Origin of the sequence: Kribbella sp. NBC_00359, assembly GCF_036097425.1 — a bacterium.
In the GTDB taxonomy this organism is placed as follows: domain Bacteria; phylum Actinomycetota; class Actinomycetes; order Propionibacteriales; family Kribbellaceae; genus Kribbella.
Map to the genome: position 1 here is coordinate 1,248,207 of NZ_CP107975.1, position 13,362 is coordinate 1,261,568.

At 68.5% G+C, this 13,362-nt stretch carries 10 protein-coding genes; 5 read left to right on the forward strand and 5 right to left on the reverse strand.

Going from position 1 to position 13,362, the window contains the following annotated elements; genetic code table 11:
• Nucleotides 1-110: 110 nt before the first annotated feature.
• Together OG876_RS06020 and OG876_RS06025 are read left to right on the forward strand one after the other, a co-directional pair.
• Complete coding sequence (locus OG876_RS06020; RefSeq protein WP_328523765.1) at nt 111-2,246, forward strand: MMPL family transporter; 2,136 nt, start codon at nt 111-113, stop codon at nt 2,244-2,246.
• A gap of 10 nt (nt 2,247-2,256) precedes the next feature.
• Nucleotides 2,257-2,697, forward strand: a complete 441-nt coding sequence (locus OG876_RS06025) for a YdeI/OmpD-associated family protein (protein ID WP_328523766.1) — start codon at nt 2,257-2,259, stop codon at nt 2,695-2,697.
• A gap of 2 nt (nt 2,698-2,699) precedes the next feature.
• Here OG876_RS06025 and OG876_RS06030 read toward each other — a convergent pair whose 3' ends face one another.
• Nucleotides 2,700-5,738, reverse strand: a complete 3,039-nt coding sequence (locus OG876_RS06030) for a helix-turn-helix transcriptional regulator (RefSeq protein ID WP_328523767.1) — start codon at nt 5,736-5,738, stop codon at nt 2,700-2,702.
• 139 nt (nt 5,739-5,877) lie between these two features.
• Here OG876_RS06030 and OG876_RS06035 point away from each other — a divergent pair, with 139 nt between their 5' ends.
• Nucleotides 5,878-7,314: an Nramp family divalent metal transporter gene (locus OG876_RS06035; protein WP_328523768.1), complete on the forward strand. Its 1,437-nt coding sequence runs from the start codon at nt 5,878-5,880 to the stop codon at nt 7,312-7,314.
• A 44-nt stretch (nt 7,315-7,358) separates the two neighbouring features.
• Here the strand turns inward: OG876_RS06035 and OG876_RS06040 are convergent, their stop codons facing one another.
• From OG876_RS06040 to OG876_RS06055, 4 genes are all read right to left on the reverse strand, one after another.
• Entirely contained in the window at nt 7,359-8,150 is a 792-nt protein-coding gene (locus OG876_RS06040; RefSeq protein WP_328523769.1) for a nucleotidyltransferase domain-containing protein, read from the reverse strand.
• 20 nt (nt 8,151-8,170) lie between these two features.
• Nucleotides 8,171-8,716 (reverse strand): hypothetical protein, encoded by a 546-nt coding sequence (locus tag OG876_RS06045; protein WP_328523770.1) that lies wholly within the window; start codon nt 8,714-8,716, stop codon nt 8,171-8,173.
• A gap of 309 nt (nt 8,717-9,025) precedes the next feature.
• Nucleotides 9,026-9,955 carry an SMP-30/gluconolactonase/LRE family protein gene (locus OG876_RS06050; RefSeq protein ID WP_328523771.1) on the reverse strand — a complete coding sequence of 310 codons (930 nt, stop codon included), beginning with the start codon at nt 9,953-9,955 and terminating at the stop codon, nt 9,026-9,028.
• A gap of 90 nt (nt 9,956-10,045) precedes the next feature.
• A complete protein-coding gene (locus OG876_RS06055; protein WP_328523772.1) occupies nt 10,046-10,948 on the reverse strand; it encodes an SMP-30/gluconolactonase/LRE family protein in 903 nt (300 codons plus the stop codon).
• Between the two features lie 61 nt (nt 10,949-11,009).
• On the opposite strand from OG876_RS06055, the gene OG876_RS06060 reads away from it, so the two are divergent.
• Both OG876_RS06060 and OG876_RS06065 read left to right on the forward strand, forming a co-directional pair.
• The gene (locus OG876_RS06060; protein ID WP_328523773.1) at nt 11,010-11,459 is read left to right on the forward strand and encodes an Lrp/AsnC family transcriptional regulator; all 450 of its coding nucleotides are present in this window, start codon (nt 11,010-11,012) and stop codon (nt 11,457-11,459) included.
• Nucleotides 11,460-11,524: 65 nt separating this feature from the next.
• Nucleotides 11,525-13,294, forward strand: a complete 1,770-nt coding sequence (locus OG876_RS06065; protein ID WP_328523774.1) for an acetyl/propionyl/methylcrotonyl-CoA carboxylase subunit alpha — start codon at nt 11,525-11,527, stop codon at nt 13,292-13,294.
• Nucleotides 13,295-13,362 lie beyond the last annotated feature (68 nt).

Consider the following 13,362-nt stretch of genomic DNA (forward strand, 5'->3'; position numbering starts at 1 on the left):
TCTTGTTGTTACGCCGCCGAAACGGCTCCCGCACACCCGCCGCCGGGTGGTGAGAGAAGAAGGAACCGGCCTGGGTACTGTGCCGGTGACCGACAGGCGGAGGGGACAGCGTGCGACACGACAAGAGCCAGGGCCGGTGGAAGTGGCGGGCGGCCATCGCCGCCGTGCTGATCGGCTGGCTGGTGCTGGGGGCTCTGGGCGGCCCGACGGTGGGCAAGCTCAGTGAGGTCCAGGAGAACGACAACGCCAACTTCCTGCCGAAGCAGGCCGAGTCGACATTGGTCGCGAACGAATCGGCCAAGTTCGTGGACTCCAAGGCCCTGCCGTACTTCGTCCTGATCGTGCGCGACTCCGGCATCACCCCGCAAGACCTGGCCAACGCCAACGCGTTCCTCGCCAAGGTCCCGACGATGGAGCTCGGCGGCGGCAAGACCATCGGCGACTACCTCGCCGCGCCCGCCAAGACGGTGATCCCGTCGGAGGACAAGAAGGCCCTCCTGCTCACCGTCGAGCTGGACGGCCAGCGCGCCGACGAGGTGGTCAAGCCTGGCGAGACCGTGCTGTTCGCGGTCGCCGACACGATGCGCACCAGCATAAAACAGGACCTCACACCCACTGGTCTGACGGTCTACGTCACCGGCCCTGGCGGTGTCTTCGCGGACTTCGTCGTGGCATTCAGCGGGATCGACGGGATCCTGCTCGGGGTCGCGCTCACGGTCGTGTTCGTCATCCTGCTGATCGTCTACCGCAGCCCGATCCTGCCCATCGCGGTCCTGCTGACCGCCGTCTTCGGGCTCGCCCTGGCCGCGCTCGTCGTCTATCCACTGGCGAAGCACGGCGTACTGGAACTGAACGGGCAGAGTCAGGGCATCCTGTTCATCCTCGTCGTCGGCGCCGCGACCGACTACTCGCTGCTGCTCGTCTCGCGCTACAAGGAAGAGCTGCACGACTACGAGAGCAAGTACGAGGCGATGCGGATCGCCTGGCGCGCGGCGATCGAGCCGATCGCGGCCAGCGCGGCGACGGTCATCCTCGGTCTGCTCTGCCTGCTGCTGTCCCAGCTCGGCAGCACCAAGGGCCTCGGCCCGGTCGGCGCGATCGGCATCGCCGGCGCGCTGATCGCGGCGATGAGCTTCCTGCCCGCGATCCTGCTCGCCTTCGGCCGGCGGATCTTCTGGCCGTCGATCCCGCGCCTCGACCACGTCCACGCCCGCGACCAGGTCGGCGGCCGCAAGCTGTGGGGCCGCATCTCCGGCCTGGTCGGGCGCCGCGCCCGCCGGGTCTGGGTGGTCAGCGCGCTGGCGCTGCTGGCCTGTGCGGCGTTCCTGCCGACGTTCAAGGCGAGCGGCATCTCGCAGGAGGACCTGTTCCTCGACAAGGTCGAATCCGTCACCGGCCAGCAGGTGCTCGCCCAGCACTTCGACGCGGGCGCCGGTACGCCGGTCCAGATCCTGACCCCGGCCGCCCAGGCGGACCAGGTGGTGCAGACCGCGTCGAAGGTCGACGGCGTCGGTACGGCGTCCGCCTCGCCGGCACCCGGCGTACCGCCGAAGGTTGTCGACGGCAAGGTTCTGGTCCAGGCCACGCTGAAGGTGCCGGCCGACTCACCAGCGGCGACCAAGGTGGTCCAGCATCTGCGCACCGAGCTGGACCAGGTCAGCCCCGACATCCTGGTGGGCGGCAACACGGCGATCAACCTCGACGTCCTCGACGCCAGCAAGCGGGACCTGCGGGTGATCATCCCGGCCATCCTCGCGCTCATCTTCGTCGTACTGACGCTGTTGTTGCGCTCGCTCGTCGCCGCCGTCCTGCTGGTGGTCGCGAACGTGCTGTCCTTCGGCGCGACCGTCGGGGTGAGCGCGCTGGTGTTCAACCACGTGTTCAAGTTCCCGGGCGCGGATCCGAACATCCCGCTCTACGCGTTCGTCTTCCTGGTGGCACTGGGCATCGACTACTCGATCTTCCTGATGACCAGGGTGCGGGAGGAATCCAAGGAACAGGGCACCAGACCCGGCATCCTGGTCGGCCTCGCGGTCACCGGCGGCGTAATCACCTCGGCCGGCGTCGTCCTCGCGGCCACCTTCTCCGCCCTCGCCGTCCTCCCCATCCTCTTCCTCGTCCAGATCGCCTTCATGGTCGCCTTCGGCGTCCTCCTGGACACCACCGTCGTCCGCTCCCTCCTCGTCCCGTCTCTCGCCTACGACATCGGCAAGAAAGTCTGGTGGCCCAGCAAGTTGTCGGCCTAGGTTGGGCGGCATGGAGACGTTCGAGGGGTCGATTGTGGTGAATGACGGGGGTGGAGGCTGGGTGGAGGTGCCTGGGGAGGTGGTTGCCGCGCTCGGGGGTGGTGGGCGGATTCCGGTGCAAGCGACGTTCGATGGGATCGCGTATCGCGGGTCGATCGCGTCGATGGGTGGGTGTATGGCGCTGGGGATCCTGAAGAGTATTCGGGGTGAGTTGGGGAAGGGGGCCGGTGATCCGGTGACCGTGACGCTGGTGCGGGACGCAGCCGAGCGGACGGTGGAGGTGCCGGCGGATCTTGCCGCGGCGCTGCAGGAGGCCGGGTTGCGGACGGCGTTCGATGCGCTCAGTTACAGCCACCGGCGGGAGCACGTGAACGCGATCAACGACGCCAAGAAGCCGGAGACGCGGGTACGGCGGATCAGCAAGGCACTGGAGATGCTCAGGTCTTCTTGAGTTCAGGTCTTCTTGAGTGATGCGAGCTCGGTGCGGTTGGCGACTCCGAGTTTCGCGTACACGTGGGCGAGGTGCGTCTTCACCGTGCCCCGGCTGATGAACAGCCGCTCGCCGATCTCGGGGTTGCTCAGCCCTTCGACCGCGAGCGCGACGACCTGCTCCTCGGTCGGCGTCAAACTCGCCCACCCACTCGACGGACGGCCCCTCGCTCCCCTGGTACGACGCGCATACGCAACAGCCTGGTCCAGCGACAACGGCGCCTGGTCGACCCTCATTGACTCCGGTCGATCGGCCGGCGTGGGCAGACCGGTCGGGGCTGTGTAGCCGAGAGTGGTGCGGGCAGTGGCGGCTGCGGTTGCCAGGCGGGTTGCGTCGGTTGGGCGGTTGGTGTGGTCTGCCAGCAGGGCGAGGGATTCGAGGCTGTCGACCAGTTGTGTGCGCAGGCCGTGGTCGAGTCGTGTGGTGAGCGCCTCGTGCAGGAGGTCGGCGGCCTTGTCGGGCTGGTCGGTGATCAGGCATCGGCCCAGTTGGTCGAGCGCGTCGGCGTGGATCTTCGGCAGGCCGTACTCCCGGGCAAGCCTCACCCCACGGTCCGCCGCCTCGATCGCCTCCGCCGTGTGTCTACCCACCTGCAGCGCGGCGGCGTACGTCGGGAGGAGCATCGCCGGCACATACGTCTGCGCCATCGGGCTGTCCGGATCCACAATGGGCCGCATCCACTCGACAGCGGCGTCGTGGTCGCCTTTCCACAGTGACAGCACGCCCATCACCTGACCGAGGTTCGGGACCACTGCCGCGTCGACCAGATCGAGGAGCGGCTGCATCAGCGCGTACGCCTCGTCAAGCCGTCCCGACCGAGCCAGCAACGTCGCCAACTGACCGCGGGCCGTCCCGACCCGATGGAAGTCGGCCAGCGGCTCGGCCGTTGCGAGGGCCTGTTCGGCCACCTCGATCGCCTGTCCAAGCTCGTCTGTCGACGCAAGGCTCTCGGACCGCACCAGCAGCACCGTGGTCGCGATACCGCTTTCGCCGCGGGCGAGCAGGCCCGGCGTCACGACCTCGAGCATCAGACGCAGCTCGTCGTGCCGGTCCCACAGCGCCAGCAACACGCACTGGAGCGCGAGGTTGGCGTCGCGAGCGGCGTCGTCGCCGATCCCCTCGGCGAGGCGACGTCCTTCCTCGGTCAGGTCCCAGGCCTCCTGGAATCCGGTGAAGAACTTGCCGACCGCAACCAAGGCGAGCAGCAACGACCGCAGTCGATCAGCACCGAGCTCAATGGCCAGCTCGAGACCCCGGCCGGCCGCGTCGTACCCGAACGGATCGACGGTGTCGGCGACGGACGCGTACCCGTACAGCAAACGGGCCTGCAGCAACGACCTCTCGTCCGACGCGGACTCGATCGCCCGCCGGAGGATCCCGATACCCTCGGAGCCCGTCGCCTGCAGGTTCCACATCCAGGACAACGCGGCGGCCAGCCGGCGGCCGCGTTCAGTGTCGCTTCGGGACAGTCCGTGGTCCAGTGCCGCGCGGAAGTTCTCCCGATCGGGCTCGATCAGCGCTCGCCACTTGTCCCGATCGCTGTCCAGCAACGGCTCCGCCGCCTCGGCCACGGCCAGGTAATGATCGAGCTGCAGGTCACGGACGGCGTCCTCCTCATCCGCCTCCCGCAGCCGCGCACCGGCGTACTCGCGGATGGTCTCGAGCAGCCGGTAGCGTCCGGCCTCGGCGACGACAAGCGATTTGTCGACAAGCCGCCCGAAGATCTCCAGTACGCCGTCCCGTCCGCACACGGCCCGCGCTGCGTCCAGCGTGAATCCGCCGGCGAACACAGCCAACCGGCGGAACACCTGCCGCTCGTCCGGATCGAGCAGCTCGTGACTCCAGTCGATCGACGCGGCCAGCGTCTGCTGCCGGGCCGCGACACCACGGACGTTCTTCGTCAGCAGGCCGAACCGGTCGTCCAGGCCGGACTCGATCTGCTCCGGCGTCAGCGTGCGTACCCAGGCCGCAGCCAGTTCCAACGCCAGCGGCATCCCGTCCAGGCGGACGCAGATCGACCGGATCGCCTGCTCCGACTCGGGAAACTCGGATCCGGCGCGTTCCACGAAGAGTGTCCGCGCCTCGTCCGGCGCGAGGGCGGGCACGCGCCAGATCGCCTCGCCCGGGATGTCGAGCGGCTCGCGGCTCGTCGCGAGTACGGAGATCTCGGGACACGCGGTCTGCAGCGCGACCACGAACTCCGCGACGGCGTCGATGATCTGCTCGCAGTTGTCCAGGCAGATCAGGGCCCGCTTGGTCCTCAACTGACCGATCAGCAGGCGGGTGCGATCGCCGGCCTCGACCAGTACGCCGACAGCGGACGCGACAGCCTCCGGGATCTGCTTGCCCTCGGTGACCGCGGCGAGGTCGACCCACCAGACGCCGTCCGGCCAGCGATCCACCGACTGTGCCGCGGACTGTGCAGCCAGCCGAGTCTTGCCACTGCCGCCTGGGCCGGTCAGCGTCACGAGGCGGTTCCCGGACAGCTGCGTCCGCAGTGCGGCCAGTTGGGTCTGCCGGCCGACGAAGCTGGTGAACATCACTGGCAGGTTGTTCGGCACCCGGTCCAGCGATCGCAGCGCCCCGGTCGTCTCCGTGAGCTCGAAGATCCGCTCCGGCGACCCGAGATCCTTCAGCCGGTGAACGCCGAGATCGGTGACGTCGGCCAGGCCGGCCGCGGCGGTTGCGGTGAGCAACGTCTGTCCGGGATTCGCGATCTCCAGCAGTTGCTCGGCATGCCTGACCGCCGCACCTGTCGCTGAGCCTGTATGTACGGCGATCCGCAGCAACTCAGCCGCCGGCGCGCCGGATGCAGCTGCGCGCAACGTCCGCGCTGCGGAGACCGCGGTCGCCGGGTCATCGAAGACCACGATCGGCCCGGTGGCGTCACGCTGTACCAACTTCTCCCCCGCCAACTCGTCGACGAGCCCGGCCAGCCGGGCGTAGGCCGGTGCGCTCGCGGCTCCGGCGTACGACGCGCTCAGCACCGTCACCCCACTCATGTCCGGCAGTCTGCCATCCAGCTGCGTCGGGTCGCCGCCCCTTGCCCCTCCTTTCCTTTGTCCTTTTCTGTGTCGGGTCGCCTGTGTCCGCAGTGTTCGTTAACCTCCGCAGAAAGGGGGCCGAGGAAGTGAGGAGCCGATGGCAGACATCACGACCACTGACCACGGAAAGTTCGCACTGCCCACCAAGAACCTGCCCGCACCGCAGGTCCGCGACCTCCCCGAACCGCCCAGCAAGACCTGGAAGATCGTCGGCCCCGGTATGGTCGGCGCCGGCGTCGGGCTGGCCTCGGGTGAGTTCATCCTCTGGCCGTACATCTCCAGTCAGGTCGGACTGGTGTTCCTCTGGGGCGCCGTCGTCGGCGTGGTGATCCAGTGGTTCCTGAACATGGAGATCGAGCGGTACACGCTGGCCACTGGTGAGACAGCGTTGACCGGCTTCAACCGGTACGGCAAACACTGGGGCCTGTTCTTCGCGATCATGACGTATTTCGCGAACATGTGGCCCGGCTGGGCGACCAGTTCGGCGGCGATGCTGACCTATCTGTTCGGCGCCGGCGACCCGCGCTGGATCGCGATCGGCATCCTGCTGGTGATCGGCGTGATCCTGACCTTCGCGCCGGTCGTCTATGTGATGCTCGAGCGGCTGATCGCGGTGAAGATCGCCGCCGTGGCGCTGCTCGTCGTCCTGGCGCTCGTCTTCGCCATCCGCGGCAAGACGTACAGCGCGCTCGGCGACGCGGTCACCCACCCGCAGTTCCCGGTCGACCAGCTCGGGTTCGCGCTGGTGATGGGCGCGATCGCGTACGCCGGTGCCGGCGGCGGCCAGAATCTCGTCCAGAGCAACTGGATCCGGGACAAGGGCTTCGGGATGGGGCAGCACGTGCCCCGGCTGACGTCACCGGTCACCGGTGAGACCGAGGCCGACCCGACCGCGAACGGTTACACCTTCACCCCCGACGAGGCGAACATGGCCCGCTGGCGGCGCTGGTGGAAGTTCGCCAACATCGAGCAGGCCGCGACGTTCGTGGCGATCACCGTGCTGACGATCGTGTTCACCTCGATGCTCGCCCACGCGACGCTGTTCGGTAACCCCGACGTCAAGAACAACATCAGCTTCCTGAAGATCGAGGGCACGACCCTGCAGTCCCTGGTCGGCGGCTGGTTCGGCTACCTGTTCTGGGCGATCGGCGCGTTCGCGTTGTTCGCGGCCGCGGCCGGGATCGTCGACTACACGTCCCGGCTGGCCTCGGACATGATCAAGGCCCGCTACCTGCGCGAATCGAAGGTGACCGAATCCAAGCTGTACTTCTGGCTGGTCTGGGGACTGGTTGCCTTCGGCATCCTCGTGCTACTGGCCGGGCTGGATCAGCCGCTGGTGCTGCTGGTCATCTCCGCCTGCACCGCCGGCACGATGATGTTCGTGTACTCCGGCCTGCTCTGGTGGATGAACTCCCGGGCTCTCCCGCACGCTATCCGCATCACGGCCTGGCGGACCGCCGTGCTGTGGTTCTCGTTCCTGGCGTTCGGCTTCCTGGCCGTGTTCACCGTCATCGACCAACTGAAGAAGCTCTAGCGACCACCCGAGCCCGGGGTACGTCGTACCCCGGGCTCGCGCGCTCAGTCCGCAAGGAACGCCACGACCGCCTGCTCGGCAGCAGTACGCCGCTCCACCGCGACGCCGCTGCTGTCCCGCACCTTCCGGTACAGGTCGACGGACGCATTCAACGCCCGCAGGCAGTCATCCGGATCCGCGATCGGCACGGTCGCCCGCAACTCCGGGACCAACTCCGGCGCCAGCGTCTCCAACCGCCGTACGCCGGAAGGCTTCGATGTCCGGCCCAGGGTCGCGAGCGGCGCGATCGTGGCCGAGCGGATCGCGCCCAGCGCTTCCACCGCCTCGAAGAGTTCACCGCGGGCGATCTTCACCGCCGTGTAGTGCACCCACACCCAGAACCGGTCCTCGATCCACTGCGGATCGACCTCCGGCCAGCTCGGCTGCGACGTACTGTAAGCACGATCGACCGAGTCGTCCCGCTGCCACAGCACGACACCGTCCTCGACCCGGTCCCGCAGGTCGTCCGGCGTGACGAACTTCAGATCCACATGCGCCAACGGCGGCCCGTACAACGCGATCAGCAACCGCGGCTCGCCCACGTGCTCGCCGGTGAAACTCGCCAGCAACGGTCCCAGCCGAGCTGCGAACACCGGCGCCTCGGCCAGACATTCCTGGTGTTTGTCCGGCGCGCAGACGAGCACCAGGTCCAGATCGGAGTGCTCGTCGCTCGTCCCGGTGGCGATCGACCCGCCGGCGACAACGGCGAGCAGCCGCGGGTCCGTCTCGGCCTCGGCGACAACAGCCTCCGCGAGCTGCCGTAGATGCGCGGGAACTCGATCGATCACGATGCTCACAAACTCCTCCTCGGAACAGGTCAGCAGGCCAACATCTCACAGCCGCGGCCGCGCGGGCGACCGAGTTTCTTCTCTGACCGAACGACCACGCCGCCCCACCGAGGGGAGTAGAACGGCACGGTGGACCGACAGTCGGCGATCGGCGCGGGGTGATCGGACCAGCTCCACAGCCAGCCGATGCGGTCGATCCTGCCGTCTTTCAGGGCAAAGGACACCGGCTTGCCGACGCGGGACGGATCGGTCGACCTCGTCACCACGCCCGTCGTCATCGCCACCGGGCCGCCGGTGGCCAGGCAGGTGAGCTGTCCTTCGACCTCCGTCGACCACCTACCACGCTCGGTGAAGCGGAAGTGGCCCTGGACCTGCGTCGGGTTCCCGCCCGCCGGCACGTGAGCCGTCAGATCGAACCGCAGCATTCCGGTTCGCGCTGCGTCCGGGGCACCGAGTACGGCGGCAACCGTCGTACCGCCGTCCGCGGCAGCCTTCACCGCCACCGTCGTCCCGGCTCGGGCAGCCTCCGACGGATGCCGTACGCCGTGCACCCGGAACCCACCGTCCGTCAGCAAGAAGTTCGGCGCGGTGCCCTAAACCGCACCGGATCACCGTCGAACGGCTTCCACTCCGGTCCGAGCCGCCCGCCGCCGACCCCGGACACCCTCATCACCGGCGCCGCATCATTGCCTGCGGCAACCGATGGGGAGAGGCCGATTCCGGCCAGCACCGCGACGGCCAAGGTCCCCAGCAGCAGTCGCCTACCCACGTGCGCTCCTCCTCGATCGGGCCCGCCGGTCGCGGACCAACCGAGTCGACGCTTCCATCGCAGCTGCGCCGGCACATCCCTCACGAGAGCGAACGCGCTCCCTCCGCCGAGGGAATCAGCGGCGCGGGCCGTAGGCCTCCGGGGCTCCGTTCGCGGTGGTGAAGAGGGAGTAGACCGAGGTGGTCGCGGTGAGGAAGAGGCGGTTGCGTTTGGCGCCGCCCCAGGTGAGGTTGGAGACGGTCTCGGGGACGAGGAGCTTGCCGAGCAGCGTGCCGTCGGGGTGGTAGATGTGTACGCCGTCGGCAGCGGAAGCCCAGATGCGGCCCTCGGTGTCGAGCCGGATGCCGTCGAAGATCCCGTTGCCGCATTCGGCGAACAGCTCGCCGCCGGACAACTTGTCGCCGTCGACGGTGAAGACGCGGAGCGTCCCCTCCTCCGAGTCGGCGATGTAGAGCAACGATTCGTCGAGCGAGAACGCCAGGCCGTTCGGCCGGTTGAAGTCGTCCGCGACCCGGGTCAGCACCCCGTCCGGCGAGATCCGGTAGACGTGGCAACCACCCGTCTCGATCGCGCCCTTGTATCCCTCGTAGTCACTGTCGATCCCGTACGCCGGATCCGTGAACCAGACCGAGCCGTCGCGCTTGACCACCACGTCGTTCGGGCTGTTCAGCCGCTTGCCGTCGTACTCCGAAGCCAGCACGGTGACCGCGCCGTGGTGCTCGGTCCGGCTCACCCGGCGGTTGCCGTGCTCGCAGCTGACCAGGCGGCCCTCGGTGTCGCGCGTGTGCCCGTTCGTGTTCCCGGCCGGGTGCCGGAAGACGGAGACCTGGTACGACGTCTCGTCCCAGCGCAGGATGCGGTCGTTCGGGATGTCGCTCCAGAGCAGATAGCGGCCGGCCGGCGAGTACACGGGACCTTCCACCCACCGGCCGCCGGTCCACAGGCGTTCGAGCAGGCTGTCCCCGCGAATCCCGGCGAACCGGTCGTCCAACGCCTCCCAGACGGCCGGTGCGGTCCCCGCCAACGGTTCGAGAATGCCCGTCATCACCACTCCTCGCGAACTCGGCTGCACGTCACCCGCGAGCCTATGCCGAACTCGCCCGGATCGCCCCCGCCCGCCCGTCGGTTGGACCTCTCAGCTGCCGGTTGCGGTGAGCAACCAGGACCAGACCGTCGTGGTGGCAGTGATGAACAGGCGGTTCTTCTTCGGGCCGCCGAAGGTCAGGTTGGACACGACGTCCGGCAGCAGGAGCTTGCCGATCAGCGTGCCGTCCGGGTCGAAGCAGTGCACGCCTTCGTGCGTCGCCGCCCAGACCCGCCCGGCGCTGTCCAGCCGGACCCCGTCGAACATGCCGGCCTCGCACGGCGCGAACACCTCGCCCCCGGTCAGCTTCTCGCCGTCCACGTCGAACCGGCGGATGTGCTTGCCCGGGGTGTCGACGACGTACAACTGGTTCTCGTCAAGGGAGAAGGCGAGGCCGTTCGGGCGGATGAAATCGTCCGCGACCACGGTCAGCGCGCCGTCCGGGGCGATCCGGTAGACGTGGCAACCGTCGATCTCCTGCTCGGCCGCGTTGCCCTCGTAGTTCGAGGTGATGCCGTACGGCGGGTCCGTGAACCAGATCGAGCCGTCGCTGCGCACGACCACATCGTTCGGGCTGTTGAGGCGGCGGCCGTCCAGGTGTGACGCGAGCACCGTGCGGCTTCCGTCGTACTCGGTCCGGATGACGCTGCGGTCGCCTTGGGAGCAGCTGATCAGGCGGCCGGTGCGGTCGATCGTGTTGCCGTTGACATTGCCGGACGGCTCGCGGAACACGCTCACCTGACCGGAGACCTCGTCCCAGCGGAGCAGCCGGTCGTTCGGGATGTCGCTGAAGATCAGGCAGCGCCAGGCCGGTGCGTACGCCGGTCCTTCCAGCCAGCGACCGCCGTCGTACAGGCACTCGACGTACTCGTCGCCGGCCACGGTGAAGCGGTCGTCGAGCTTGACCAGCTCGGCCCGGATCCGCGGTGGGGTGGGTGTGAGAGTGATGGGCATATCCAGAACCATATCCTGTTACACTCACTCTGAACAGGATGAGATTCGGAGAGAGCTATAGATGACCATAGATGATCTGGATCGCAAGCTCCTCACCGCCTTGCAGGACGACGCCGGGCAGTCGTACGCCGCGTTGGGCCAGACCGTCGGCCTGTCGGCGGGCTCGGCCCACGAGCGGGTGCGCAAACTGAAGGCGGCCGGTGTGATCCGGCGGACCACGGTCGAGGTGGACCCGGCCGCTCTCGGTCAGGGCGTGCTGGCCTTCGTCCTACTCGACGCGAGCGCCTGGATGGGCGACGAGCCGACGCTGCACGCTCTTCGTGCGATTCCGGCAGTCCAGGAGGCGCACATCATCGCCGGGCCGGCATCCGTCCTGGTGAAGGTGCGGACGGCGACCACCGAGGACCTGCAGGCGACCCTGCGCGCATTGCACCAGATCGACGGCGTGACCAGCACGCAGACGATCGTCGTCCTCGAGTCGTACTTCGAGCGCCCGCCCGCGGTGATGTGAGGAACGCCCTGTCTCCTTCGAGGGCTGGTTGACCCTAGACTCGGGCCAGCCGAAGGGAGTCAGCTGTGTCCGACAGCAAGCAGATCACCAAGGTGCTGGTCGCCAACCGGGGCGAGATCGCCGTCCGGGTCGTCCGGGCCGCCGCCGACGCGGGCCTGGCCAGCGTCGCCGTGTACGCCGACCAGGACCGGGACGCGCTGTTCGTCCGGCTCGCCGACGAGGCGTACTCCCTGGACGGGTCGACACCGGCCGACTCCTACCTGAACATCGCCAAGATCCTCGACGTCGCGGCCCGCTCGGGTGCGGACGCCGTCCATCCCGGCTACGGCTTCCTGGCCGAGAACGCCGACTTCGCCCAGGCCGTCCTCGACGCCGGGCTGATCTGGATCGGCCCGCCGCCGTCGGCGATCGACTCGCTCGGCGACAAGGTCAAGGCGCGGCACATCGCCGACAAGGTCGGCGCGCCGCAGGTCCCCGGTACGCCGGACCCGGTCGCCGACGCCTCGGAGGTGATCGCGTTCGCCGAGGAATACGGCCTGCCGATCGCGATCAAGGCGGCGTACGGCGGTGGCGGCCGCGGGATGAAGGTCGCGCGCACGCTGGAGGAGGTGCCGGAACTGTTCGAGTCCGCGACGCGTGAGGCCGTCAGCGCGTTCGGACGCGGCGAGTGCTTCGTCGAGCGGTACCTGGACAAGCCGCGCCACGTCGAGACCCAGTGCCTGGCCGATGCCCACGGCAACGTTGTGGTGGTGTCGACGCGGGACTGCTCGCTGCAGCGCCGGTACCAGAAGCTGGTCGAGGAGGCTCCGGCTCCGTTCTTGTCGTCGGAGCAGATGGAGACTTTGTACTCGGCGTCGAAGGCGATCCTGCGGGAGGCCGGGTACGTCGGGGCCGGCACGTGTGAGTTCCTGGTCGGGCAGGACGGGCTGATCTCGTTCCTCGAGGTGAACACCCGGCTGCAGGTCGAGCACCCGGTCTCCGAGGAGGTCACCGGGCTGGACCTGGTCCGCGAGATGTTCCGGATCGCCAACGGCGAGGAGCTCGGGTACGACGATCCCGTCGTGTCGGGGCACTCGATCGAGTTCCGGATCAACGCGGAGGACGGCGGGCGAGGATTCCTGCCCGCGCCGGGTACGTTGACCCGCTGGCACGCGCCATCCGGTCCCGGCGTACGGCTCGACGGCGGCTACGACCAGGGCGAGACCGTGCCCGGCGCCTTCGACTCCTTGGTGGCCAAGCTGATCGTCACCGGTCGCGATCGGACCCAGGCGCTGGAACGGTCCCGCCGGGCCCTGCGCGAGTTCGTCGTCGAAGGCATGCCGACGGTCATCCCGTTCCACGCGGCCCTCGTGTCGGACCCCGCCTTCGTGGGCACCGACGGCTTCAAGGTCCACACCCGCTGGATCGAAACCGAGTACGACAACCAGCTCACGCCGTACGAAGGCCCGACCGCCGAGGCCGAGGAGACCGGCGAACGCGAGCGGGTCACCGTCGAGGTCGGCGGCAAACGCCTCGAGGTCGTCCTGCCCGCCGGCCTCGGCGCCAGTGCCGCACCCGCCGCCGGCAAGAAGAAGCCGGCCCGCCGAGCCGGCAGCTCGGGCAAGGGTGCCGCCGCCTCTGGCGACTCCCTCACCTCGCCCATGCAAGGCACCATCGTCAAGATCGCCGTCGAGGAAGGCGCCACCGTCGCCGAAGGCGACCTCATCGTCGTCCTCGAAGCCATGAAGATGGAACAACCCCTCAACGCCCACAAATCCGGCACCATCACCGGCCTGACCGCCGAAGTAGGAGCCACCGTCTCCGCCGGCGCCACCCTCTGCGAAATCAAGGACTGACAACCAGGCACCTGAACACCTCCAAACCACCGCTCCGCGGCGGCAGTCCTTCAGCGGCGCGCGGCCGG